The organism is Duganella violaceipulchra, from assembly GCF_019166075.1.
In the GTDB taxonomy this organism is placed as follows: domain Bacteria; phylum Pseudomonadota; class Gammaproteobacteria; order Burkholderiales; family Burkholderiaceae_D; genus Rugamonas; species Rugamonas violaceipulchra.
Genome location: NZ_JAHTGR010000015.1, coordinates 122,511 through 146,451, shown reverse-complemented (window position 1 = coordinate 146,451; position 23,941 = coordinate 122,511). Strand labels below are relative to the sequence as shown.

27 protein-coding genes are annotated in these 23,941 nt (G+C 63.9%); 21 read left to right on the top strand and 6 right to left on the bottom strand.

The window, feature by feature from the left end:
- Window positions 1-77: 77 nt before the first annotated feature.
- On the bottom strand, window positions 78-317 hold the full coding sequence (locus KVP70_RS25170) for an accessory factor UbiK family protein (RefSeq protein ID WP_217945170.1): 240 nt from the start codon (window positions 315-317) through the stop codon (window positions 78-80).
- Between the two features lie 278 nt (window positions 318-595).
- Between KVP70_RS25170 and KVP70_RS25165 the strand changes: the two genes are divergently transcribed.
- The 13 genes from KVP70_RS25165 to KVP70_RS25105 all read left to right on the top strand — a co-directional run bounded on the left by KVP70_RS25165 (window position 596) and on the right by KVP70_RS25105 (window position 13,254).
- A complete protein-coding gene (locus KVP70_RS25165) occupies window positions 596-1,363 on the top strand; it encodes a TorF family putative porin (protein ID WP_217945169.1) in 768 nt (255 codons plus the stop codon).
- A gap of 11 nt (window positions 1,364-1,374) precedes the next feature.
- Window positions 1,375-1,713: a P-II family nitrogen regulator gene (locus KVP70_RS25160; RefSeq protein WP_008444920.1), complete on the top strand. Its 339-nt coding sequence runs from the start codon at window positions 1,375-1,377 to the stop codon at window positions 1,711-1,713.
- An 11-nt stretch (window positions 1,714-1,724) separates the two neighbouring features.
- Complete coding sequence (locus KVP70_RS25155) at window positions 1,725-3,293, top strand: ammonium transporter (protein ID WP_217945168.1); 1,569 nt, start codon at window positions 1,725-1,727, stop codon at window positions 3,291-3,293.
- Between the two features lie 182 nt (window positions 3,294-3,475).
- The gene (gene gshA / locus KVP70_RS25150; protein ID WP_116992222.1) at window positions 3,476-4,777 is read left to right on the top strand and encodes a glutamate--cysteine ligase; all 1,302 of its coding nucleotides are present in this window, start codon (window positions 3,476-3,478) and stop codon (window positions 4,775-4,777) included.
- 85 nt (window positions 4,778-4,862) lie between these two features.
- Window positions 4,863-5,810, top strand: a complete 948-nt coding sequence (gene gshB, locus KVP70_RS25145; RefSeq protein ID WP_217945167.1) for a glutathione synthase — start codon at window positions 4,863-4,865, stop codon at window positions 5,808-5,810.
- 60 nt (window positions 5,811-5,870) lie between these two features.
- Entirely contained in the window at window positions 5,871-6,278 is a 408-nt protein-coding gene (locus KVP70_RS25140) for a PTS sugar transporter subunit IIA (protein ID WP_217945166.1), read from the top strand.
- 50 nt (window positions 6,279-6,328) lie between these two features.
- Entirely contained in the window at window positions 6,329-6,598 is a 270-nt protein-coding gene (locus KVP70_RS25135) for an HPr family phosphocarrier protein (RefSeq protein ID WP_008444930.1), read from the top strand.
- Window positions 6,599-6,642: 44 nt separating this feature from the next.
- The gene (gene ptsP / locus KVP70_RS25130) at window positions 6,643-8,385 is read left to right on the top strand and encodes a phosphoenolpyruvate--protein phosphotransferase (protein ID WP_217945181.1); all 1,743 of its coding nucleotides are present in this window, start codon (window positions 6,643-6,645) and stop codon (window positions 8,383-8,385) included.
- A gap of 77 nt (window positions 8,386-8,462) precedes the next feature.
- Entirely contained in the window at window positions 8,463-9,617 is a 1,155-nt protein-coding gene (gene metX, locus KVP70_RS25125) for a homoserine O-succinyltransferase MetX (RefSeq protein WP_217945165.1), read from the top strand.
- Entirely contained in the window at window positions 9,614-10,225 is a 612-nt protein-coding gene (gene metW, locus KVP70_RS25120; protein ID WP_217945164.1) for a methionine biosynthesis protein MetW, read from the top strand. Before metX ends, metW begins: the two co-directional genes overlap by 4 nt.
- On the top strand, window positions 10,225-11,490 hold the full coding sequence (locus KVP70_RS25115; protein ID WP_217945163.1) for an AmpG family muropeptide MFS transporter: 1,266 nt from the start codon (window positions 10,225-10,227) through the stop codon (window positions 11,488-11,490). Before metW ends, KVP70_RS25115 begins: the two co-directional genes overlap by 1 nt.
- Complete coding sequence (locus tag KVP70_RS25110) at window positions 11,477-12,367, top strand: M48 family metallopeptidase (RefSeq protein ID WP_217945162.1); 891 nt, start codon at window positions 11,477-11,479, stop codon at window positions 12,365-12,367. The genes KVP70_RS25115 and KVP70_RS25110 overlap by 14 nt, the downstream gene beginning before the upstream one ends.
- The gene (locus KVP70_RS25105; protein WP_217945161.1) at window positions 12,367-13,254 is read left to right on the top strand and encodes a pseudouridine synthase; all 888 of its coding nucleotides are present in this window, start codon (window positions 12,367-12,369) and stop codon (window positions 13,252-13,254) included. The genes KVP70_RS25110 and KVP70_RS25105 overlap by 1 nt, the downstream gene beginning before the upstream one ends.
- Before the next feature lie 97 nt (window positions 13,255-13,351).
- On the opposite strand, the gene KVP70_RS25100 is transcribed toward KVP70_RS25105, so the two are convergent.
- Complete coding sequence (locus tag KVP70_RS25100; RefSeq protein ID WP_217945160.1) at window positions 13,352-14,119, bottom strand: exodeoxyribonuclease III; 768 nt, start codon at window positions 14,117-14,119, stop codon at window positions 13,352-13,354.
- Between the two features lie 76 nt (window positions 14,120-14,195).
- Here KVP70_RS25100 and pyrE point away from each other — a divergent pair, with 76 nt between their 5' ends.
- From pyrE to KVP70_RS25085, 3 genes are all read left to right on the top strand, one after another.
- Window positions 14,196-14,873, top strand: coding sequence for an orotate phosphoribosyltransferase (gene pyrE / locus KVP70_RS25095; protein ID WP_217945159.1), 678 nt, complete (start codon window positions 14,196-14,198; stop codon window positions 14,871-14,873).
- A gap of 74 nt (window positions 14,874-14,947) precedes the next feature.
- Window positions 14,948-15,319 (top strand): DUF4279 domain-containing protein, encoded by a 372-nt coding sequence (locus tag KVP70_RS25090; protein ID WP_020704823.1) that lies wholly within the window; start codon window positions 14,948-14,950, stop codon window positions 15,317-15,319.
- Window positions 15,319-16,176 carry an alpha/beta fold hydrolase gene (locus KVP70_RS25085; protein ID WP_217945158.1) on the top strand — a complete coding sequence of 286 codons (858 nt, stop codon included), beginning with the start codon at window positions 15,319-15,321 and terminating at the stop codon, window positions 16,174-16,176. The genes KVP70_RS25090 and KVP70_RS25085 overlap by 1 nt, the downstream gene beginning before the upstream one ends.
- 2 nt (window positions 16,177-16,178) lie before the next feature.
- Here the strand turns inward: KVP70_RS25085 and KVP70_RS25080 are convergent, their stop codons facing one another.
- From KVP70_RS25080 to KVP70_RS25065, 4 genes are all read right to left on the bottom strand, one after another.
- Window positions 16,179-17,447, bottom strand: coding sequence for a M56 family metallopeptidase (locus tag KVP70_RS25080; RefSeq protein ID WP_217945157.1), 1,269 nt, complete (start codon window positions 17,445-17,447; stop codon window positions 16,179-16,181).
- Complete coding sequence (locus KVP70_RS25075) at window positions 17,444-17,815, bottom strand: BlaI/MecI/CopY family transcriptional regulator (RefSeq protein ID WP_217945156.1); 372 nt, start codon at window positions 17,813-17,815, stop codon at window positions 17,444-17,446. The genes KVP70_RS25080 and KVP70_RS25075 overlap by 4 nt, the downstream gene beginning before the upstream one ends.
- 114 nt (window positions 17,816-17,929) lie before the next feature.
- Complete coding sequence (locus tag KVP70_RS25070) at window positions 17,930-19,240, bottom strand: ATP-binding protein (RefSeq protein ID WP_217945155.1); 1,311 nt, start codon at window positions 19,238-19,240, stop codon at window positions 17,930-17,932.
- Window positions 19,237-19,914: a response regulator gene (locus KVP70_RS25065; protein WP_217945154.1), complete on the bottom strand. Its 678-nt coding sequence runs from the start codon at window positions 19,912-19,914 to the stop codon at window positions 19,237-19,239. Before KVP70_RS25065 ends, KVP70_RS25070 begins: the two co-directional genes overlap by 4 nt.
- Window positions 19,915-20,108: 194 nt before the next feature.
- Between KVP70_RS25065 and KVP70_RS25060 the strand changes: the two genes are divergently transcribed.
- The 5 genes from KVP70_RS25060 to KVP70_RS25040 all read left to right on the top strand — a co-directional run bounded on the left by KVP70_RS25060 (window position 20,109) and on the right by KVP70_RS25040 (window position 23,911).
- The gene (locus KVP70_RS25060) at window positions 20,109-20,687 is read left to right on the top strand and encodes a porin family protein (protein WP_217945153.1); all 579 of its coding nucleotides are present in this window, start codon (window positions 20,109-20,111) and stop codon (window positions 20,685-20,687) included.
- A 7-nt stretch (window positions 20,688-20,694) separates the two neighbouring features.
- The gene (locus tag KVP70_RS25055) at window positions 20,695-21,459 is read left to right on the top strand and encodes a MipA/OmpV family protein (RefSeq protein ID WP_217945152.1); all 765 of its coding nucleotides are present in this window, start codon (window positions 20,695-20,697) and stop codon (window positions 21,457-21,459) included.
- A 5-nt stretch (window positions 21,460-21,464) separates the two neighbouring features.
- Window positions 21,465-22,145, top strand: a complete 681-nt coding sequence (locus KVP70_RS25050) for a hypothetical protein (RefSeq protein WP_217945151.1) — start codon at window positions 21,465-21,467, stop codon at window positions 22,143-22,145.
- Between the two features lie 93 nt (window positions 22,146-22,238).
- Entirely contained in the window at window positions 22,239-23,276 is a 1,038-nt protein-coding gene (locus tag KVP70_RS25045; RefSeq protein ID WP_217945150.1) for a 5'/3'-nucleotidase SurE, read from the top strand.
- Window positions 23,273-23,911, top strand: coding sequence for a hypothetical protein (locus tag KVP70_RS25040; RefSeq protein ID WP_217945149.1), 639 nt, complete (start codon window positions 23,273-23,275; stop codon window positions 23,909-23,911). The genes KVP70_RS25045 and KVP70_RS25040 overlap by 4 nt, the downstream gene beginning before the upstream one ends.
- The last annotated feature ends 30 nt before the right edge of the window (window positions 23,912-23,941 follow it).

The following is a 23,941-nucleotide window of genomic DNA, read 5'->3' as shown; positions in this document are numbered from 1 at the left end:
GGATACCAGTCGCCAGCGTAGCCCAGGCCCGCTGTGGTGCTTTGCGCTAGCCCAAACGGGCGCGGCGCGGACCTGCTTTATTGGCCGGCTTTGGCTTCCAGCTCCGCCAGGCGCGCTTCCAGCGCTTCCAGCTTGGCGCGGGTCTTGGCCAGAACTTGTGCCTGGACGTCAAATTCCTCGCGCGTCACCAAGTCCAGCTTGGCAAAACCCTGGGTCATCATAGCCTTCACGTTCTTCTCGATGTCCTTTGCTGGTGAGTTTTCGATGGCCTGATTGATCTTTCCCTGCAGGTCGTTAAAAAAAGTGTTCATATCCATAATATTCCTTGATCTCGCCAGCAATGCACTGCACCATTGCAGTGCACTCCAGCCTTAATGTGGTGCGAAATTCGGCAAAATCACCGCCACACCCATCCCATTCTCACATTTTTTCCAATGCGGTCCCGTTGCCCTGGTTGATACAGCAGCTATCAGCTCGACAACATTAGCTGGCACACATTCTGCTACAGAAGCTATGAACGCATACCCCGCTTCGCTACATATAGGATTTTAAACCGCAACTGCTAAATAAGTTCAACTACACAAGGAAAACAACTATGAAAAGCTTGAGCAAGAACTTCACACTGATCGCAGCGTTGACTTTAGCATTCGCCTCCATGAGCGCCGGCATGGCGCGCGCCGAAGACGCGGCACCCGCGGCCGAAGCGAAACCGGACAATGAAGTCAGCTTCAACGCTGCCGTTGTCAGCGACTACCGTTACCGCGGCGTATCGCAAACCCGTCTGAAACCTGCACTGCAGGGCGGCGCAGACTACACCAACAACCCGACCGGCCTCTACGCAGGCACCTGGCTGTCCACCATCAAGTGGATCAAGGACACCCCGGGCGGCGACGGCGATGTCGAATGGGATCTGTACGCGGGCAAACGCGGCGAGATCGTCAAGGATGTGACCTATGACGTCGGCGGCCTGTACTACTTCTATCCATCGAACGGCCTGCACCCTAGCGCCAACACCTTCGAATTGTACGGCCAGATCGGCTATGGCCCGGTCACGCTGAAATACTCGCAATCGACCACCAACCTGTTCGGCTTTGCCGACAGCAAGAACAGCGGCTACGTCGATGCGTCCGGCAACTTCGACCTGGTCGACGGCTATGTGCTGAACGTGCACGCCGGCCACCAGAACGTCAAGCACAACGGCGCCTCCAGCTACACCGACTACAAGCTGGGCGTGACCAAAGATTTCGGCGTAGTGACGGTGGCATTGGCGGCGGTCTATGCCGACACGAAAGCCTACGTCGGACCGGACGGGAAGAACCTGGCCAAAACCGGGGCTGTCCTGACCATTTCCAAAACCTTCTAAGCGAGGCCAGCATGAAAATGATTACCGCCATTATCAAGCCGTTCAAGCTCGACGAGGTCCGCGAGGCCCTGTCGGCGATCAACGTGCAAGGCATCACCGTGACCGAGGTCAAAGGCTTCGGTCGCCAGAAAGGCCACACCGAGCTGTACCGCGGTGCGGAATACGTGGTGGACTTCCTGCCCAAGACCAAGATCGAAGCGGCGGTGGACGATTCCATCGTCGAGCAGGCGATCGAAGCGATCGAAGGCGCTGCCCGCACCGGCAAAATCGGCGACGGCAAAATCTTCGTGTACAACCTGGAACAAGTCATACGCATTCGTACCGGCGAAACCGGCAACGAAGCTCTTTAAGGGGAAGCTTGATGAAAAAAACTATAACAACGTTGCTCGCTGGGGTATCCATGCTGTTCGCGCTGTCCGCGCCGGTGCATGCCGAGGATGCCAAACCGGCCGCTTCGGCCCCGGTCGCCTCCGCCGCCGCACCGGCCGCGTCGGCGCCTGAAGCGGCCCCGGTCGCCGCCGCGCCAGCCGCCGCGCCAGTCGCTGCGCCAGCCGCCGCCGCGCCGGCCGAAGCTGCCCCGGCCGCCCCGGCCGCAGCCCCCGTGCCGAACAAGGGCGACACCGCCTGGATGATGGTGTCGACCATCCTGGTCATCATGATGTCGATTCCCGGCCTGGCGCTGTTCTACGGCGGCCTGGTCCGTTCCAAGAACATGCTGTCCATCCTGCTGCAAGTGTTCACCATCTTCGCGCTGATCATCGTGCTGTGGTGCGTGTACGGCTACTCGCTGGCCTTCACCGAAGGCAACGCCTTCGTCGGCAAGTTCGACCGCCTGTTCCTGAACGGTATCTGGGATCCGGCCAAGGCCACCTTCGCCACCGCCGCCACCTTCAGCAAAGGCGTGGTCATTCCGGAGTTCGTGTACGTGGTGTTCCAGGCGACCTTCGCCGCCATCACCTGCGGCCTGATCGTCGGTTCCTTCGCCGAACGCGCCAAGTTCACCGCGGTGCTGGCCTTCGTCGTGCTGTGGTTCACCTTCGCTTACCTGCCAGTGGCCCACATGGTCTGGTTCTGGACCGGTCCTGACGCGATCAAGGATGCCGCGACGCTGGCGACCGAAACCGCCAAAGCCGGCTTCCTGTGGCAAAAAGGCGCGCTGGACTTCGCCGGCGGCACCGTGGTGCACATCAACGCCGCAGTTGCCGGCCTGGTGGGTGCTTACATGATGGGCAAACGCGTCGGCTACGGCCGCGAATCGATGGCGCCGCACTCGCTGACCATGACCATGATCGGCGCATCGCTGCTGTGGGTCGGCTGGTTCGGTTTCAATGCCGGTTCGGCACTGGAAGCGGGCGATGTCGCCGCACTGGCCTTCGTCAACACGCTGCTGGCCACCGCCGCTGCCACCATGTCGTGGCTGCTGGGTGAGTGGATCGTCAAAGGCAAGCCTTCGATGCTGGGTGCCGCTTCGGGCGCCGTTGCCGGCCTGGTGGCCATCACCCCGGCCTGCGGCTACGTCGGTCCGATGGGCGCGCTGATCATGGGCCTGCTGGCCGGTGTCATCTGCCTGTGGGGCGTGAACGGCCTGAAGCGCCTGCTGGGCGCCGACGATTCGCTGGACGTGTTCGGCGTGCACGGCGTCGGCGGTATCCTGGGCGCGCTGCTGACCGGTGTATTCGCTTCGCCATCGCTGGGCGGCCAGGGCATCTTCGACTACGTCACCAACAAGATGTCGGCCGATCCATACTCGATCGTCAGCCAAGTGACGATCCAGGGCACCGCCATCGGCACCACCGTCATCTGGTCGGCTGTGGTGTCGCTGATCGCCTACAAGCTGGTCGACGTCGTCATCGGTCTGCGCGTGCCGGAAGAAGAGGAACGCGAAGGCCTGGACATCACCAGCCATGGCGAGTCGGCCTACCATGCCTGATTGGTAATATTGCATTGGCCCGCATCGGCGGGCCAGACGAAAAGCGCCTCCAAAAGAGGCGCTTTTTTTATTTCCCGCCTTTAAAATAGGGTTTTCGCCCCGATTTGGGGTATCTGCACGGTAATATCTGATGTTCTGCGTGCCTGGAGGGTCGTCCTCCCGCATCATTTAAGGAAGTAATCATGGTTCCCCATCTTGTCACGGCCCTGACCGGACCGCTGCTCGACCTCGAAGAAAAGATCCTGGCGGCAACGCCAGCCATTGAGCGCTGGTTCCGCCTGGAGTGGCAGGAACACACGCCGCCGTTCTATTGCTCGGTCGATATGCGCAACGCCGGCTACAAGCTGGCGCCGGTCGACACCAATCTGTTCCCCGGCGGCTTCAACCACCTGGCGACGGAAATGCTGCCGCTGTCGGTGCAGGCCGCCATGGCCGCGATCGACAAATATTGCCCGGACGCCCGCAACCTGCTGCTGATCCCGGAAGTGACCCAGCGCCATCCAACCTACTGGCAGAACGTCGCGCGGCTGATGCAGATCTTCCGCCAGACCGGCCTGCACGTGCGGCTGGGCTCGCTGTCGCCGGAGATCACCCAGCCGACCCCGCTGGCCCTGCCGGACGGCAATATGCTGGTGGTCGAGCCGCTGGTGCGTTCGGCCAACGGCCGCCGCGTCGGCCTGAAGGATTTCGATCCCTGCACGATCTTGCTCAACAACGACCTGTCGGCCGGCATTCCTGACATTTTGCAGAACATCCACGAGCAAAGCCTGCTGCCACCGCTGCACGCCGGCTGGGCCGTGCGCCGCAAGGGCAACCACATGAACGCCTACGACGAGGTGGTCAAGAAGTTCGGCAAGCTGATCGGCGTCGATCCGTGGATGCTCAACCCCTTCCACGCCAAGTGCGACGCCGTCAATTTCCGCACCGGCGAGGGCTACGACTGCCTGGCCGCGAATATCGACGCGCTGCTGTCCAAGATCAAGAAGAAGTACAAGGAATACGGCATCAAGGACCAGAAGCCGTTCGTGATCGTCAAGCCGGACGCCGGGACCTATGGCACCAGCATCCTGACGATCAAGGATTCCAGCGAAATCAAGGACTTGAGCCAGGCCCAGCGCGACAAGATGATCGTCATCAAGGATGGCAAGGAAGTGACCGACTTCATCATCCAGGAAGGCGTGCCGACCTTCGAAAGCATCAAGGACGCGGTGGCCGAACCGGTGGTCTACATGATCGACCGCTACGTGGTGGGCGGTTTCTATCGCGTGCACGCGGAAAAGGGCATCGACCAGAACCTCAACGCGCCCGGTTCGCAGTACGTGCCGCTGGCGTTCGCGCAGCAGCACGCGGTGCCGGACCTGAAGGCCAAGCCGGGCACGGCGGCGCCGAACCGTTTCTACGTCTACGGCGTGGTGGCGCGGCTGGCCTTGCTGGCGGCGTCGCTGGAAATGGAACGCACCGATCCCAATCCGGAAGTCTATTAAGCCTCAAGGGAGCGGACTGGTCCGCTCCCCGGTGCATCGGGCGAATCTCGGCTAAAATCAGGCATTACCCAGAATGGATGCGCCCATGAAAATAGCTTTCCTCGCCGATCCCTTGGCCAGTTTTAAAACCTACAAGGATTCGACCTACGCCATGATGGTGGAAGCGGCCAAGCGCGGCCACACCGTCTACGCCTTCGAGCAAAAAGACATGGCGCTGGACAGCGGCGTGGTCTACGCCAACGCGGCCGCGATCACCCTCACCGGTGACAGCCACGACTGGTACCGCGCGGCGCCCGCCCACGAAACCAACCTGGGCGACTTCGACGCCATCATCCAGCGCAAGGATCCTCCGTTCGACATGGAGTACATCTACGGCACCTACCTGCTGGAGCTGGCCGAAAAACAGGGCGCCAAGGTGTTCAACAAGCCGTCCGCGATCCGCGACCACAACGAAAAGCTGGCCATCGCCCAGTTCAACCAGTTCACCTCGCCAACCCTGGTGACGGCCGACGAAACGCGCATCCGCGCCTTCCACAAGCACCATGGCGACATCATCCTCAAGCCGCTCGACGGCATGGGCGGCGCCGGCGTGTTCCGCGTGGCGGCCGACGGCATGAACCTGGGCTCCATCATCGAAACGCTGACCGATAACGGCGCTCGCACCATCATGGTGCAGCGTTATATCCCCGAGATCGTCAAGGGCGACAAGCGCATCCTGGTCATCGCCGGCAAGCCGGTGCCGTTCGCGCTGGCGCGCATCCCGCAGAACGGCGAAGTGCGCGGCAACCTGGCGGCCGGCGGCGTCGGCGTGGCCCAGCCGCTGACCGAGCGCGATGAGGAAATTGCCAATACCCTGGGCCCGATACTGGCCGCCCGTGGCCTGTTGCTGGTAGGATTAGATGTTATCGGCGATTGCCTGACGGAAGTAAACGTCACCAGCCCAACCTGCTTCCAGGAAATCACCCAGCAAACGGGCTTCCAGGTGGCGGCGATGTTCGTCGACGCCGTCGAAGCGGCCGTGCAGGCGAAATAACTAACAATTAATACGCGCGGGGCGTCAAAAAACGTCCGCGCTCACTGGCGGTTTAAGAATATGGTTGGCATACTGCTTATGACGCACGCACCACTGGGACAGGCCTTCATTGCCGCCTGCGCCCATGTGTTCCGTGGTCCCACCGAGCGGCTGGAGGCGATCGACGTGATCGCCGACCAGGACCTCGGCGAAGTCCAGGCACTGGCGGCGGCGGCGATCAAGCGTCTCGACGAAGGCGACGGCGTGCTGGTCATCACCGACGTCAAAGGCGGCACGCCGGCCAACTGCTGCAACCGCCTGGCGGACGCCGGCCGGGTGGAGGTGATCGCGGGCATCAGTTTGCCGATGCTGCTGCGCGCCATCACCTACCGCCGCGATGCGCTGGACGTGGTGGTGGAAATGGCTCTCGCCGGCGCGCAGAGTGGGGCAGTGCGCGTCGATAACCGAATCCGGGTCGGGCAATCCTGACTCCGGAATTATTTTTTGCAGTGCGCATTTCTGATTGAGACAAAAGAAAAATGATTCAACAAGAACTTGAGATTATCAACAAGCTTGGTTTGCATGCGCGTGCCTCCGCCAAATTCACCCAACTGGCAGCAAAATTTCAAAGCGACGTCTGGCTGACCCGCAACGCGCGCCGCATCAACGCCAAGTCCATCATGGGCGTGATGATGCTGGCCGCCGGCAAGGGCGCCAAGGTCACGCTGGAAGCCGACGGCGCCGACGAAGGCGATTGCATCGCCGCGCTGACGGCGCTGGTCAACGACAAGTTCGGCGAAGGCGAGTAATGCCCGCGGAACGCAGCCGTCCCCGCACCCCCACCGGCCCGGCCATGGCTTCCTTCACGCTGCATGGCATCCCGGTGTCGCGCGGCATCGCCATCGGCCGCGCCCACAAGCTGGCGCCGGCGGCGCTGGACGTCAAGCACTACCTGGTGGCGGAAGAGCATCTGGAAGCCGAAGTGTCGCGCCTGCAGCAGGCGCTGGTGCAGGTGCACAAGGAACTGCAGACGCTGTGGAACGAACTGCCGAAGGATGCGCCGACCGAACTGGGCGCCTTCATCGACGTCCACGCGCTGATCCTGTCGGACCCGATGATCTCGGAAGCGCCGCTGGACATCATCCGCACCCGCCACTACAACGCCGAATGGGCGCTGCTGACCCAGATCGACGAGCTGTCGGCGCAGTTCGACGAAATCGAAGACCCCTACCTGCGCGAGCGCAAGGCCGACATCCAGCAGGTCGCCGAGCGCGTGCTGAAGGTGTTGATGGGCACCGCCCAGATCCTGCCCGCCACCACCGGCGAGGACGGCTTCCAGGCGCAGATGATCATCGTCGCCCACGACATCTCGCCGGCCGACATGCTGCAGTTCCGCGACCGCTCCTTCATCGGCTTCGTCACCGACGTCGGCGGCCAGAACTCGCACACGGCCATCGTCGCCCGCAGCCTGGACATCCCGGCGGCGGTCGGCATGTCCGGCGCCTCGACCCTGATCGAGCAGGACGACTGGCTGATCATCGACGGCGACGCCGGCGTGGTGATCGCCAACCCCAGCGCGCTGGTGCTGGAGCAGTACCGCGAACGCCAGGGCGCCGCCGCCCGCGCGCGCAAGAAGCTCAGCAAGCTGAAGAAGACGCCCGCCATCACCAAGGATGGTGTCGAGATCATGCTGATGGCGAACATCGAGCTGCCGGACGATTGCGTCTCGGCGATGGAGGCGGGCGCCAACGGCGTCGGCCTGTTCCGCTCCGAGTTCCTGTTCATGGGCCGCAACAGCCGCATCCCGTCCGAGGATGAGCAGTTCGAGCAGTACAAGAGGGCCGTGGTGGCGATGAAGGGCCGGCCGGTCACCATCCGCACGCTCGACATCGGCGCCGACAAGCCGCTCGACCAGACCGAGCACACGGCGCTCAACCCGGCGCTGGGCCTGCGGGCGATCCGCTACTGCCTGGCCGAGCCGCAGATCTTCCTGACGCAGCTGCGCGCCATCCTGCGCGCGTCGGCGTTCGGCAAGGTGCGCATCCTGATCCCGATGCTGGCGCACGCCTTCGAGATCGACCAGTCGCTGGCGATGATCGCCCAGGCCAAGGCCGAGCTGCGCGAGCAGAACATCAAGTTCGACGACGCCGTCCACGTCGGCGCCATGATCGAAATCCCGGCCGCCGCGCTGGCGCTGCCGATGTTCGTCAAGCGCATGGACTTCCTGTCGATCGGCACCAATGACCTGATCCAGTACACGCTGGCGATCGACCGGGTTGATTATGAGGTCGCGCACCTTTACAATCCGCTGCATCCGGCTGTGCTGCAATTGATCTCGATGACGATTGCGGCCGGGCATAAAGCCGGGATCGACGTGGCCGTGTGCGGCGAAATGGCGGGCGACATCAAGCTCACGCGCCTGCTGCTGGGCATGGGCTTGCGCGAATTCTCCATGCACCCGGCGCAGCTGCTGTCGGTCAAGCAGGAAATCCTGAACAGCGACCTTGCGCGGCTGATGCCGCAAACCCGCAAGATCATGCGCTCGATGGAACCCAACGTAATTGCAGACGCGGTCGAACAATTGCAGTTGTTGTAGTAAGTGGTGGGACCCATCCTCGCGGTCCCACCTTGATAGATGGCCCGCGGGGCCGACCCCTATAAAAATTAAACCACATGCCATCCTTAGGATACGTTACTCCGCAAACCATGCATTTTGCGCAGCCGCTGCCGCTGCAAAGCGGCGCGTCGCTGCACGACTACATGTTGATGTATGAAACCTACGGCACCCTCAATGCCGACAAATCGAATGCGGTGCTGGTCTGCCACGCGCTCAACGCCTCGCACCACGTGGCTGGCGAATACGAAGGCCAGCCGAAAAGCCAGGGCTGGTGGGACAATATGGTCGGTCCCGGCAAGCCGCTCGACACCGACCACTTCTTCGTCATCGGCATCAACAACCTCGGCTCCTGCTTCGGCTCGACCGGGCCTATGCACGTCAATCCCGCCACCGGCAAGCCATACGGCGCGGCCTTCCCGGTGGTCACGGTGGAGGACTGGGTGCACGCCCAGGCGCGCCTGGCCGATCAACTGGGCATCACGCAGTTCGCCGCCGTCATGGGCGGATCGCTGGGCGGCATGCAGGCGCTGGCGTGGTCCATCATGTACCCGGACCGCCTGCGCCACTGCGTGGTGATCGCCTCCACCGCCAAGCTGTCGGCGCAGAACATCGCCTTCAACGACGTAGCCCGCCAGGCCATCCTGTCCGATCCCGACTATCGCGGCGGCGACTTCTACGAACACGGCGTGGTGCCGAAGAACGGCCTGCGCGTGGCGCGCATGGTCGGCCACATCACCTATCTGTCCGACGACGACATGGCCGAAAAATTCGGTCGCAAGCTGCGAGACTCCGCCGAAGCGGGCGACTACAAATTCGGCTTCGGCGTCGACTTCGAAATCGAATCCTACCTGCGCTACCAGGGCGACAAGTTCAGCGAATACTTCGACGCCAACACCTACCTGCTGATCACCAAGGCGCTCGACTATTTCGACCCGGCGCGCGCCCACGGCGGCGATCTGGCCAAGACACTGGCGGGCACCAAGGCCAAGTTCTTCCTGGCCTCGTTCACCACCGACTGGCGCTTCTCGCCGGAGCGCAGCCAGGAGATCGTCAAGGCGCTGATCTGCAACCGCCGCCAGGTCACCTACGCGGAAATCGACGCGCCGCACGGCCACGACGCCTTCCTGCTGGAAGACCCGCGCTATATGAACCTGGTGCGCGCCTACTACGATCAGGTGTGGAACGACATTAACAAGAAAGTGGCAGCATGAACTTCAACGATTTAAGCAGCGCCCGGCCGGACCTGGCCTTCATCGCCCACTGGGTACCGAAGAACGCACACGTGCTCGATGTCGGTTGCGGCGACGGCGTGATGATGGACTACCTGCAAAGCGACAAGCAGTGCAGCGGCTACGGCATCGAGATCGCCGACGACAAGGTGCTCGACTCGACCAAACGCGGCGTGCGCGTGATCCAGCAGGACATGGAGAACGGCCTGGCCCTGTTCGGCGACAACAGCTTCGACACGGTGCTGTGCCTGTCGTCGCTGCAGATGATGAAGCACGTGGAGCCGCTGCTGCGCGACATCGTCCGCGTCGGCAAGGAGGCGATCGTCTCGTTCCCCAACTTCGCCTACTGGCCGCACCGCGTGGCCTTGCTGAAGGGCCGCATGCCGGTGTCGGAGTCGCTGCCCTACGAGTGGTACGACACGCCGAACATGCGCTGCGCCACCATCACCGATTTCCGCGACCTCGCCGAGGAGTGCGGCCTGGAAGTGATCGAATGCGTGGCGCTGGCCGACGGCCACCGCGTCTCGTTCCTGCCCAACCTGCGCGGCGACCTTGCCGTGTTCCGCTTGCGTAAAAAGGTCAACCACTGATGACGATCCAGGAACAGCCATCGAGCGCGCCCGGTTGGCGCACCTACCTGAACGGCCGCACCGTCTCCATCCTGTTCCTGGGCTTCAGCTCCGGCCTGCCGCTGTACACGCTGATCTACCTGATGCAGGCGTGGCTGGCCAAGTCCGGACTGGACGTGAAGGCGCTGGGGCTGTTCGCGCTGGTGACCTTCCCGTACACCTTCAAGTTCCTGTGGGCGCCGCTGATGGACCGCTACGCCATCGGCTCGCTGGGCCGGCGGCGCGGCTGGATGGCGGCCACGCAGCTGTCGCTGTTCCTGGTGATCGGCGGCCTTGGCATGCTGGACCCGAAGCTGGAGCTGACCATGATCGCCGGCTGCGTGTTCCTGATCGCCTTCCTGTCGGCCAGCCAGGACGTGGTGATCGACGCCTACCGCCGCGAGATCCTGGCCGAGAACGAGCAGGGCCTGGGCGCTGCCATCATCGTCAACGCCTACAAGGCCGCCAGCCTGATTCCGAGCGCGCTGGGGCTGGTGTTGGCGGACAGCATGTCGTGGCAGGCCGTGTTCTGGATCGTCGCCGCCTTCATGCTGCCGGGTTTCGTCTGCACCTTGCTGGCCAAGGAGCCCGCCGTGTATGGCGCGCCGCCGAAGAACCTGCAGGAAGCGGTGGTGCTGCCGTTCCGCGAGTTCGTGCAGCGCGACGGCTGGAACCAGGCCTTGCTGATCATCGGCTTCGTGCTGCTGTATAAAATCGGCGACAGCATGGCCACCGCGCTGTCGACCAAGTTCTTCCTCGATATCGGCTTCACCACCAAGCAGATCGGCCTGGCGGCCAACGCCACCGGCTGGTGGGCGGCGCTGGCCGGCGGCGCCGTCGGTGGCATCTGGATGATCAAGCTGGGCATCAACCGCGCCTTGTGGGTGTTCGGCGTGTTGCAGGCGATCGCCATCCTGGGCTTCGCCTGGCTGGCCCGCACCGGCCCCGATTCGTTGTTGCTGAGCGCCGTGTTCGGCTTCGAAGCCTTCGCCAGCCTGGGGCTGGGGGCGGCGGCGCTGGTGGCGTTCATGTCGCGCGCCACCGATCCGCGCTACACGGCCACCCAGTACGCCTTGTTTTCCAGCCTGGCGGCGGTGCCGCGCACATTTATCAATTCCTCGGTCGGGTATATAGTGGCGGAAACCGGCTGGTTCTGGTTCTTTATTGTGTGCTTCATCCTGGCGTTTCCTGCCATGATGATGTTGCCTAAAATCGCCCCATGGAATACCAGGAATGAACAAGCTTAAATTAAACGCCGCCTTGCTGGCGCTGGCCTGCTGCGTCGGCGCCGTTGCGCCCGTGGCCGCCGGCGGCCAGGATGACGGCATCCCCGTCAGCAGCATGTCGCGCCTGCGCGGCCTGGGCGGCGACGCCCGCCAGTTCGACCAGCAATCGAAGCTGCAATACGACCAGATGCTGGCCCAGGCCCACCAGAAGGACGCCGTCGCCACCGAGCGCAATCCGCAGCTGATACGGCTGCGCGCCATCGCCAAGCGGCTGATCCCGTTCACCGCGCGCTGGAATCCCGACTCGGCCAACTGGAAGTGGGAAGTCAACCTGCTCAATTCGCCGACGGTGAACGCCTTCTGCATGCCGGGCGGGCGCATCGCCTTCTACAACGGCATCCTGACCAAACTGAACCTGACCGACGACGAAGTGGCGATGGTCATGGGCCATGAGATCGCCCACGCGCTGCGCGAGCACGCGCGCGAGCAGGCCGGCAAGAACACCATCACCTCGGTCGGCACGCGCATTCTTGGCGCGGTGGGCTCGGCCTACTTCGGCGTCGACCCGCGCCTGGGCGACGCGGCCGCCGGCATGGTGGCGCAGGGCGCCGCGCTGAGCTTCTCGCGCGGCGACGAGAGCGAGGCCGACCTGGTTGGCCTGGATCTGGCTGCCCGCGCCGGCTACGATCCGCGCGCCGGCATCGCGCTGTGGCAGAAGATGAGTGCGGTGAACAAGAGCCAGCCCTTGCCCTTCCTGTCGACCCACCCGAGCGGCAGCAAGCGCATCGAAGACATGAGCAAGAATATGTACCTGGTGCTGCCGGTGTACGCGCGCGCCAAGGGGCTGAACCCGGACGCGCTGCCGCCGTACCACTCGCTGGCGCTGCCGCGTACATAATGTCGCGCGCACCGCTGCCGATGCGCGACGGCGTCGCGCCCAGCTATCTGTGGCTGCCGGAAGGGCAGTGGCCGGATCTGCTGACCTTTTTAATCGCGCGCTATCCCGACGTGACGGAAGCGTCGTGGCGCGACCGCATGGCGCGTCGCGAGGTGATGGACGGTGACGGCAATGCGCTGGCGCCGCACAGCGCCTACCGGCGCGGCATGCGCATCTTCTACTACCGCGAGCTGGACGCCGAGACGCCGATTCCGTTCGAGGAGGAAGTGCTGTTCATGGACGAGCATCTGGTGGTGGTCGACAAGCCGCACTTCCTGCCGATGATACCGACCGGCCGCTTCCTGCACGAGACGCTGCTGGTGCGCTTGAAGAAAAAGCTGGGCGAACAGGATTTGACGCCGATCCACCGGCTGGACCGCGAGACGGCCGGCGTGGTGATCTTCTCGCGCCGCCAGGATAGCCGGGGCGCCTACCAGTCGATGTTCCAGAAGCGCGTGATCGAGAAAGAATACGAAGCGCTGGCGCCGCGCCTGCAAGGGCGCGAGTTCCCGTTTACCTACCGCAGCCGCATGGTCGACGGCGACAAGTTCTTTATCATGAAGGAGGAGGTGGGCGAGCCGAATTCTGAAACGCTGATCGACGTCATCGAGCACCGCGCCGACTGCACCTTGTACCGGCTGCATCCGCACACGGGTCGCAAGCACCAGCTGCGGGTGCACCTGTCGTCACTGGGCATCCCCATCATCAACGACGCGTTCTACCCGGTGGCCTTGCCGTGCAAGCAGGACGACGTCTCGCAGCCGCTGAAGCTGCTGGCGCGCCGCATCGCCTTCACCGACCCGCTGAGCGGCGAGCGCCGCGAATTCCACAGCCGCCGCAGCCTTTAAACCGCTGGGGTCAAGTCTGACATTCGGACACGAGCTCTGCCGTAATGCTGATTACGGCAGAGCTCGTGTCCGAATGTCAGACTTGACCCCCGTGAAATTAGGCGTAGGTGATGGTCAACGGTGCGTGGTCGGAGAACTTTTCTTCTTTGTAGATCGCCACCGTGGTGGCCTTGGCGGCGATGCCCGGGGTGGCGACATGGTAGTCGATGCGCCAGCCGACGTTCTTGGCGTAGGCCTGGCCGCGGTTGCTCCACCAGGTGTATTGCTCTTCGCGCGGATCGAGGCCGCGGTGCACGTCGACGTAGCCGACTTCGTCGAAGATGCGCGTCATCCATTCGCGCTCTTCCGGCAGGAAACCGGAATTCTTCTTGTTGCCTTTCCAGTTCTTCAGGTCGATTTCCTTGTGGGCGATGTTCCAGTCGCCGCAGATGACCACTTCGCGCCCCTCGGCGTGCAAGGCTTGCAGGTGCGGCAGGAACAGGTCCATGAAGCGGAACTTGGCTTCCTGGCGCTCGGGACCGGACGAACCGGACGGGCAGTACACCGAAATCACCGTCAGATTGCCGAAATCGCAACGCACGTAGCGGCCCTCGGCGTCGAACTCCGGCGAGCCGAAGCCGATCACCACGCGGTCCGGCGCGATCTTGCTGTAGACGCCGGTGCCGGAATAGCCTTTTTTCTCGGCATAGTGGAAGTGGCCGTGGTAGCCGCCCGGATTGAGGAATTCCGGCGTCATGTCCGGCGCCTGCGCCTTCAGTTCCTGGACACAGACGAAATCGGCGTCCTGCAGAGCCATCCATTTGAAAAAGCCCTTGGTGTTGGCGGAACGGATGCCGTTCAGATTGGCAGAGATGATTTTTGGCATGGTCGATTCGATGCGTAAATTTTGGAATGCGCTAGTGTAGCGTTAAAATACAGGCACTTTACAGAAATGAGGCAGTATGACGAACCCACTGAACCCCCTGCGCCAGCAATTTATCGAATTTTCGGTCAAGACCGGCGTGTTGCGCTTCGGCGACTTCACCACCAAGGCCGGGCGCCAGTCGCCGTACTTCTTCAATGCCGGCCTGTTCCATGACGGCGCGACCCTGGCCCAGCTGGCGCAGTTCTACGCGCAAACACTGCTGGATTCGGGCGTCGAGTTCGACATGCTGTTCGGCCCGGCCTACAAGGGCATCACCCTGGCCTCGGCCACGGCGGTGGCGCTGGCGGGCAAGGGCCGCAACACCTCGTTCGCCTTCAACCGCAAGGAAGCCAAGGACCACGGCGAAGGCGGCACCATCGTCGGCGCCAAGCTGCAAGGCAAGGTCGTCATCATCGACGATGTGATCTCGGCCGGCACCTCGGTGCGCGAATCGGTGGACATGATACGCGCCGCCGGCGCCGAACCATGCGCCGTGCTGATCGCGCTGGACCGCATGGAACGCTCGGGCAAGGACGACCAGCTGTCGCCCAACTCGGCGGTGCAGGAAGTGGCCAAGGCCTACAACATCCCGGTCATTTCGATCGGCAACCTGGACGACCTGTTCAGCTACCTGAACGGCGCCGGCGCCGACCCGCAGCTGTTGCAATACAAGGACGCGGTGGCCGCCTACCGGACCCGCTACGGCATTGCCTAACTGGCCATATTGCTAGACTTTGAAATTTCTTTGATGTAACCTAATTCGGTACACAGGAGACAAGGGGCAAACCCATGAACATCGCAACATTGAAGGTGCACGGCGACGACGACGGCCTGTACGACATCCGCGACGGATTGCCGACCGAGCCGGACAGCGACTGGGAAAAGGGCGACGTCAAGCCCGACGGCCGGGTGCGTCTCGATTCGGGCTTCTACGTGGCCGTCGGCACCGATATGAACCCGGACCAGCTGCTCAAGCAGATCCGCCACTACCTGGCCGAGTGCCAGGCGCGCGGCATCCACTTCGAGCGGTCCGATGTGGCGGCCGAGCTGCGCATCTCCTTCACCACCGAGCGCGGCGAAGCGACCCCCAGCCTGGACTTCACGCTGGCTGACCTGAAGCTGCTGGTCGAGATGGGCATCAACCTGAGCATCACAGCCTGATGCGGTTTTCCGAAGACCGCCTGGCCAGCTTGCGCGCCGGTCCGCAGGCCGAGCGCCGCGTCCACATCTGGGAACCGGCCGCGCCGCGCGCGGTGATCCTGGCCATCCACGGCGGCATGGCGCACGCCGGCGACTACGTCACGCCGGCGCTGTACTTCCGCCAGCACGGCATCGCCACCGTGGCCTACGACTTGTGCGGACACCAGGATGCGCGCCGGGTCGACATTCCGGGCTTCGGCGTCTTCCTGGACGACAGCGTGGCCTTCCTGCAGTGGGTCAAGCAGCAGTATCCGGGCTTGCCGATCTATGTGATGGGCCATTCGATGGGCGCGCTGATCGCCACCCACCTGGGCCTGGGCCACTTCGCCGGCGACGCCGCCATCAAGGGCTTCATCCTGTCGTCGCCATACTATGTGAACGCGATCAAGGTGTCGCCGGTGTTGCTGGCGCTGGCCGGCGTGCTGGGCGCGCTGGCGCCGCGCATGAAGGTGCCGCTGGCGCCGTTGACCGATATGCTGACCCACGACAGCGCCATCACCGCCCGCCATCACGACGATGAGCGCGACGGCATCCGCGCCACTGAAATCACGGTCCGCTTCGGCAACGCGCTGACCCATGCGCAGCAAGGGCTGGCGCCGCGCATGGCCGGCTGGACGCATCCGCTGTTCGCGGTGGTGGCCGGCGACGACAAGCTGGCCGATGCCGACGCGGCGGAGAAGATGCTGAAATCGGTGCCGCCGGCGCTGTTGACCTACCAGCGGCATCCGCAGAACTACCACGAGAATTTCAATGAACTTAATCGTGAGCAGATCTTTGCCGACATCCTCGGATGGATGGCGCTAAGCCCTGCCCACTGAGCTTACTCCAGCACCCAGACGTACTGCATCTGCATCCACGATTCCACCGGCTTGCCGGCCTTGAGAGCGGGCTTGAAGCCGCACTTCTCGATGCCGGCGCGGGCCGCTTCATCCAGGTCCGAATGGCCGCTGGATTTCTGCACCTGCGATTTTTTGAACTTGCCGTCGGCGCCGACCAGGAACTTCAGCGTGACGGTGCCCGACTCCTGACGGCCGATCGCGCCTTCCGGCCATTTCGGCTTGTCGCAGGTAGTGAAGTCGGCCAGGGCGTGCACCGTCTTCGCGGCGACCTTGTCGGCGGCCACGGCCTCCGCGTAGATCGACATGCAGGCCAGCGCCAGTCCCAGCATCGGCACGGCGGCTTTCCAGTTCAGGGTCTGCGGTGCAGGGCGGCACAAACGTTGAATACGGTCCATCAAATTTCCTCCATTGGCCGCTTGGGCCAGGTGGTGAGTTGAGAACTGGAGACGCTCCAGCTCCGAAAGTGCAAGGGCCAGACGCCGCGGTTCGCCGAGCTGCCTTGCTGCGAAATCGTCTGCGATCAGTTCGCGTTCAACGCGGATGCGGTTCGAGATCCACCAGACGGCAGGGTGGTAGAACAGCAGCGTTTCAATCACGTTCTGCAGCAGATTGACCAGGTAATCGTGGCGTTGGATGTGCGCCATTTCGTGCGCCAGCAGCGCCTCCAGCAAATCGGGTGGCATGCCGGCCACCAGCGCCGCCGGCAGCAGCACCACCGGGCGCCACCAGCCGGCGGTGATCGGACTGCCGATGGTGTCGACGATGCGTAGCCGCACGGCGCGCCCGACGCCGAAGCGCGCCGCCAGCCGTTGCAGCTGCGCTTCCCAGCGCAGCTGGTCCTGGCGGTGGGTGCAGTCGCACTGTTTGGCGGCGCGGTCTATCCACAGCAGGCCGAGGATCATGCGCAGCGACAGCACGATGGCGCACAAGGCCCACAGGCTGACGATGCTGCGCATCGAGTCGCGCAGGTCGAAAGGTTCGCCGTTGCCGACGATGTTTTGCGCGGCCAGGCGCAGCACGCCGACGCCGATCATGGTGCTGCCGTCGGCGTGGCCGTACAGGCGTTGATACAGCTCGACCGCCGGCCAGCACAGGCAGGCCAGCAGCGCCGAGCAGGCCACCAGGTAGCGGTATTCGGCGCGGCTGTTGCGTAGCAGCGTGAGGGCGATGGCGGTGGCGCAGCCCAGCAGCAAGCCTTGCCACAGGAAGTGCATCAGCGTCAGGCCGAGGGCGAAAATGAAGGCGCTCATTTCTGTTCATCCTTGAGGATTTTTTCAATCTCTTCGCGTTCCTTCTTCGAGATACCGGAACGCAGCGCCGCCAGCACCAGCGCCTTGGCCGAGCCGGCGAAAGCCTTCTGCATCAGGTCCTTCAGCAGATTGGTCTGCAGCGCGTCCTGCGCCTGCGCCGGCGCGTAGATGTGCGAGCGCTGGCTCTCGTCGCGGATCAGGATGCCCTTGGTGTGCATGATCTGCATCAGGCGCAGCACGGTGCCGTAGGCCAGCTCCGGTTTCTCTTCCAGCATGGCCTCGTGCACCTGCTTGGCGGTGGCCGAGCCGAGCGGCCACAGGGCTTGCAGCAGATCGAGTTCGGCGGCGGTTGGTTTGGGTATGCTCATGGCAGATCTCTTGTCGGCTTGCTAAAGTAGCTGTAGATTAGTCTGTCTAGACAAAAATGTATACTTCAATTTTTGGCGTTCCCGCCGCGTGTTGCGTGCCGTAGACAGAGTTGTCTATAAAGTGATGGTGATGCGGGCGCCGCCCAGCAGTGCATCGTCGATGGCGATGGCGCCGCCGTGCAGCTGGACGGCCTTGGCGGTGATGGCGAGACCGAGTCCGTAGCCGCTGGCGGCGTAGTCCTGTTCGCGGGACAGCCGGTAGAAAGGTTCGAACACGCGCTCGCGCGCCTCGGGCGGGATGCCGGGGCCGTCGTCTTCCACCGTGATGCGCACGGCGGCGCCATCGCGCACGGCCGACAGCACGATGCGCGATGCCGCGTACTTGGCGGCATTGCCCAGCAGGTTGTTGACGGCGCGCGCCAGCAGGCGGGCGTCGCCTTGCAGCTCGCCCAGGTCGTCGGCGATGCTGGCGCTGAACTGCCGCGCCGGCGTCGTGGCCGACCCGCGCGGCGGCGCGCAGCCCGTCAGCAGCGGCGCCAGCGCGAACGGCTGGCGCGCCATCGATTGCGCCTGGTCGAGCTGCGTCAGGTCCAGCAGCTCGTTGACCAGGGTTTTCAATTCGTCGACATCGGTCTCCATCGCCACGACGCGTTTTTGCAGCGCCGGGTCGTCGGCCGCATGGCGCTCGCGCAGCAGCTCCAGGCCGAACTCCAGCCGCGCGATCGGTGTGCGCAGCTCGTGCGACACGGAGCGCAGCAGGTTCTTGTGCGCTTCCATCAGCAGGCCGATACGCTCGGCCATGTCGTTGATGCGGCCGGCCAGCGGCGCGATGCTCGACGCCGGCCGCACCTCGGCGCGCGCCGCCAGGTTGCCCTGGCCGAAGTCGTCGGCCACCTTCGACAGCGCCAGCAAACCGCGCCAGTGCCGGCGCGTCCACCAGGCTATCGGCACCAGCAGGAACAGCGCGATCACGCCGAAGCGGATGGCCTCCATGCCCAGCGCCAGGCCGATGTCGATCGGCAGGCGCTGGGCGTGGATCACGTCGTCGTCGCTGCCGATGTAGCGCGCGCCGGTGGTGTCGACGCGGCGGTAGAACGCCTTGCCGCCGACGTCGATGACCACCGCGCCTTGCAGCAGCTGCGCGCGTTTGGAGGACGGCAACGCCGCCAGCGCCGCCGGCAGCGGTTGCAGTTCCAGCGTGGCTTCGGATACTTCGCGCACCTTGTTCAGGCGCGGCAGCCATTCGTCGCTGGGCGCCTTGTCGATGTACTGTTCCAGCAGGAAGATCTGGCCGGCCGCCTGGCGGCGCGCGATCTCCTCCAGCGGATCGCCGAACAGGCGGCTGAAGGTGAAGTAGATCGCGCAGGTCGCCAGCGTGATGGCCAGCATCACCAGCAGTGCGAAGCGCCAGAAGAGACGATTCATTCCCAGGCCGAGGGGCTGAACAGATAGCCTTCGCCCCAGACGGTCTTGATGCGTTCCGCGCCGCCGTCGCCGAACTTGCGGCGCAGGCGCGAGATGCAGTTGTCGATGCTGCGATCAAGGCCGTCGAATTCGATGCCGCGCATCTTGACCAGGATGTCGTTGCGCGACATGACCTTGCCCGAGGCGTCGGCCAGGATCACGAACAGTTTGAACTCCGCGCTGTTCATCGCCACTTCCTCGGCGCGCCAGTAGACGGCGCGGTTCTCGCGCGAGATGCGCAGCTGGCCGATGACGATGTCGCTGTTGGCGGCGCCGCTGCCGCGCCGTTGCAGCGCGCGCAGGCGCGCCAGCAGCACGCGCGGCTGCACCGGCTTGTTGACGTAGTCGTCGGCGCCTTGTTCGAGGCCGGAGACTTCGTCGAAGCTGTCCTGGCGCGCCGTCAGTATCAGGATCGGCACGGCGCTCAGCTGGCGCAGCTGGCGGCACACCACCAGGCCGTCGACGCCGGGCAGGGTCAGGTCGAGTATCACCAGGTCAGGCTGTGTATCGCGGAAGTGGTCGAGCGCGCGGTCGCCGCGTGTCACCACGTCGACTGCGTAATCGTATTCGTCCAGGTATTCCTTGACCAGCGCGGCGAGCCGCGCATCGTCTTCCACCAGCATTACACGCTGCATCGCGCCTCCATTTCGCAGGTATTGTAGTGGAGCGCGGCGCCGAAGTGGCATTTTCGACAATCGGGTACACATTCGTACACTTTTTATACAAATGCCGCCTACAAATTGAGGACAATTCAACGACAGACCGAGGCGGATTGCGCGGCGAAGGGTGCCTACCATTGGAGGCTCTTACTTCAACCTGGAATCCGAACATGAAAAAGATAGTATGCAGTGCCCTGATCGTTCTCGCCGCAAGCTCGGTGGCGCATGCCGAAGGCTTGTATGTCGGCGCCAATATCAGCCCGCAGACCAACGGCAATGTCAAATTTACCGAGAACGGCGTGACGACCGATCGCAGCGAGGTCAAAAAGGCGACGCCATTGGGGCTGTTTGCGGGATATGAGCTGTCGCCGTTGTGGGCGCTGGAAGCTGGTTATCGCACCGACAGCAACTCGACCAGCTTCGACCTCTCGCCCGGCTACCAGCTCAAGACGCGTGTCAGCACGGCCTACGTGGCGGCGCGTGGCACGTGGAAGTTGAGCGAGGACTGGTCCCTGTTCGGCAAGGCGGGTCTGGCGCAGGGGCGCATGAAGCTGGACGTCAGCGGCAAGGATGCTCCGTCGGGCGTGTCGGAGCACAAGACCGGCTTGTACCTGAGCGTGGGCGCTTCCTACCTGGTCAGCAAAGACGTGGCGTTGCAGCTGGAATTTGAACGCACCGCCAAACTCAAACACGAAGGCTTTGCCGTCAACCCGAGTCGTATCGCCCTGGGCGTGCGCTTCGGATTTTAAGGAATACATGAATAAGCTATCCCCGTTATTGTTGCTGCTGGCCGCGTGCGGTCCGGCGCTGGCCGAAAACACCACCGAGTTGATGATGCCCGATGGGAGCAAGGATATGTATGCGGGGGTGGCCTTCAGCACCAAGACCTCGGTGGAGGAGGGCGAGGTGCGGCAGGTGATGCTGCGCCCGCTGTTCCAGATCCAGTGGAGTAACGGGATATTCGCGTCGGCCAGCGGGGTGGTGGGCATGCATCTGTCCCAAACGGCGGGCGTGGAATATGGGCCGCTGATCGTTGGCAGCAATACGCGCGCTCCCGGCGACAGCTGGCGGCTGCGCGGCACGCATCCGATCCGTGGCTCGGCCGATGTCGGCGGTTTTTATAACTACTACCTTGGCGACGAGGCCCGTGTCACCTCGAACCTGATCTACGACACCAGCGCGCGCGGCTTCCGTGGTCAGCTGGGCGTGCAAAAGACCCTGCCTTCTCCGGCGCCGCACCACACGGTGACGTTGTCGACCGGTGTTTCGCTGGCCAGCGATCAGGTGATGCGCGAGCAGTATGAAGTGAGCGCCGCTGCCGGCGGCGTGCGCGATTACCGGCCGTCGGCCGGCGTGACGGCCGTGAACGCGGGCGTCAACTGGAACTGGGCCATGAGCAGCAAATGGCTGGTCAACAGCTCGTTGACCGGCACGCTGCTGGGCAACGGACCGGCCGGCGCTCCCTTCGTCGGCCGCCGCAATTTCATCACCTGGTCCAGCGGACTGGCTTACCGGTTTTAATCGGCATGTTCAAACTCCTCCTGCTCTGTCTAGCCTTGCTGCCGGCGTTCGCCGGCGCGCAGGAGGACTCCGACTGGGTCGAGTATCGGGACGCCTATCGCCAGATGATCTGGTTTGAAAAATACGGCAAACCCAAGCAGTTTTTGCAGAATCACTTCCGTATCCGGCCGCGCGACAAGAGCGTATCCATGGACGGCCTGCGGCTGACGCTCAACAGCAAGGCCACGCACCTGGCGCTGCCGCTCGATGCGTTGGGGCGCGCCGTGTTCCCGTTTTCCAAAGCGGCGTATGACGACAACGCGGAACTGACGGTGAACCGCAAGGCGGGACAGCTCAAGTCCGGCGCCTGGGTGTCGATCGTCACGCGGCCGGACGGCGTCTACGCGGCCGCCGATCTGCGCACCGCCTGCGATCAGTTGCTGGCCTACCTGCGCTACTCCGGCGAGGCTGCGGGAAAAAGCTGCGCCGGCGTGCAGTTCTCGTATCCGAAGAATGACGGCTCGCAGGTGCAGTTCCATGCTGCCGGCGGCGCCGTCAGCATGCTGGCCGCGAAAGAGGGGCCGGCGTTCACGGGCGACGTCATCGCCACCTTCAGGGTATTCGTCTATCGCTTTGCGGCGCTGCCGGAAGCGGGACAGATCGTCACCAGCAGCACCCCGCTGGCGATCGCCGCGCTGCTCGAGTGATAGCGGGTATAAGCATGGCTGGCGGGCGTGTCACGCTGTCGTCACACGGCGTCAATACACTTCCGCGTTCTTATTCATTCGACAGGAAGTGCCATGCCATCCTCCCGCTTCAACAGCGCCGCGCGCGCCATCGCCTTGTGCGGCGTCTTTGCCTTGCCTGCCGCACCGGCCTCCGCGCTGAACATCCTGCTGTGCAATGACGACGGCATCACCGCCGCCAATTTGCGCGCGCTGAAATCGAAGCTGGTCGCTGCGGGGCATAGCGTGGCGGTGGCCGCGCCGATCGACAATCAATCGGGCCGCGGCGGCTACATCGCCTTCCTGACCCCGATCGGCGCCTTGACCGGCAAGGAGCGCGGCGCGGTGGCGCTGGGCCTGGCCGCCGGCGCTCCCGGCGTCGGCGTCGATGCAGGCGATGCCGATGTCTCCTACGTCAACGGCACGCCGGTCGCGGCCTGCCTGTACGGCGTCGACGTGCTGGCCAAGAAGAAGTGGGGCGCTGCGCCCGACCTGGTGATCTCCGGCCCCAACGAAGGCAACAACACCGGCGCGATAAACGCCAGCAGCGGCACGTTCAATAACCTGGTCTACATGATCAATCGCGGCTTGCCGGCAATGGCCGTCAGCGACGCCGCCACCACCCAGGTTACCTGGAGCGGCACGCTGCCCGCGTCGCATCGCGTGTATGAAGTGGCCGGCATCGTCGTCAAGCTGGTCGACACGCTGATCGCCAACAAGACCAAGGCTGGCGGACTGCTGATGCCGGAAGGCGTGGGCCTGAACGTCAACGTGCCGGACTTCGGCGCCGGCGCCGGCGCGGCGCTGCCGTACCGCTTCACCCGCATCGGCAAGGCCAGCAGCTACCTGCCGGCGTTCTACGAGAAGCTGTCGGACAGCCCGCTGGCCGTGGCCTCCGGCGTCAACTTCCCGGTGCCGGGTATCAGCCTGGCGACCGGCGGCACCATGCTGCCGAGCGGCGTGACGCTGCCCAAGGACACCGCCGCGACCTCGGAAGACAATGTGATCGCCACGAAGACTGCGGTGACGATTTCTCCGGTCGAAGGCGTGCCGCAAGCGCGCCGCGCCTTTGAGGACGCGATGAAGATCAAATTGAACGGGATCGCGCAATGAACAACTCGATGAAGGCGGCCTTGCTGGCCGTGGTTGCCGGGCTGGCGGGATGCAATGGCTCGACCAGTAACGAGCCGCCGCCGCCCAGCAGCGTGCCGGTGCTGGGCGAGGGGGCGTTGCAAGGCTATGCCAATGGCGACACGGTGTCCGGCGCCAGCATCTACACCAACAAGGACGGCAAGGGTTATGTGCTGCTGTCGGCCGACGGCGATGGCGCCGCCACGGTGATCCATGTGGTGGATGGCAGCAAAGGCCGTCGCGTTCCGGTGGCCAGCAGCGGCATGGTGACGCTGGCCTACGACCGTACCCAGGCGGTGGTGCTGAACGCGCTATCCGGCGCCAATGCGGCCGGCAGCTACCAGGTGCTCATCGGCGGCAAGCCGGTGCTGTTCACGGTGGCCGCCGACGGCGCGATCAGCGCGGGCGCCAGTGATTGCAAACTGACCGGAAAAGTCGACTTCACCGCCACCTACGGCGGTGCAGCGGCGCTGACCTTGACCGCCAGCGGCTGCGGCAGTGCCGTCGAAGGAAGCTACAAAGGCCTGGCGCTGGCATCGGCCGACACCGCGCCCGCCGCATTGCAACTGGTCGGCGAGAACGGCAGCGCCGTGCTGGATCTGCTGGCCTATCGCTGACGCTGTCAATAATGATGGGGTCAAGTCTGA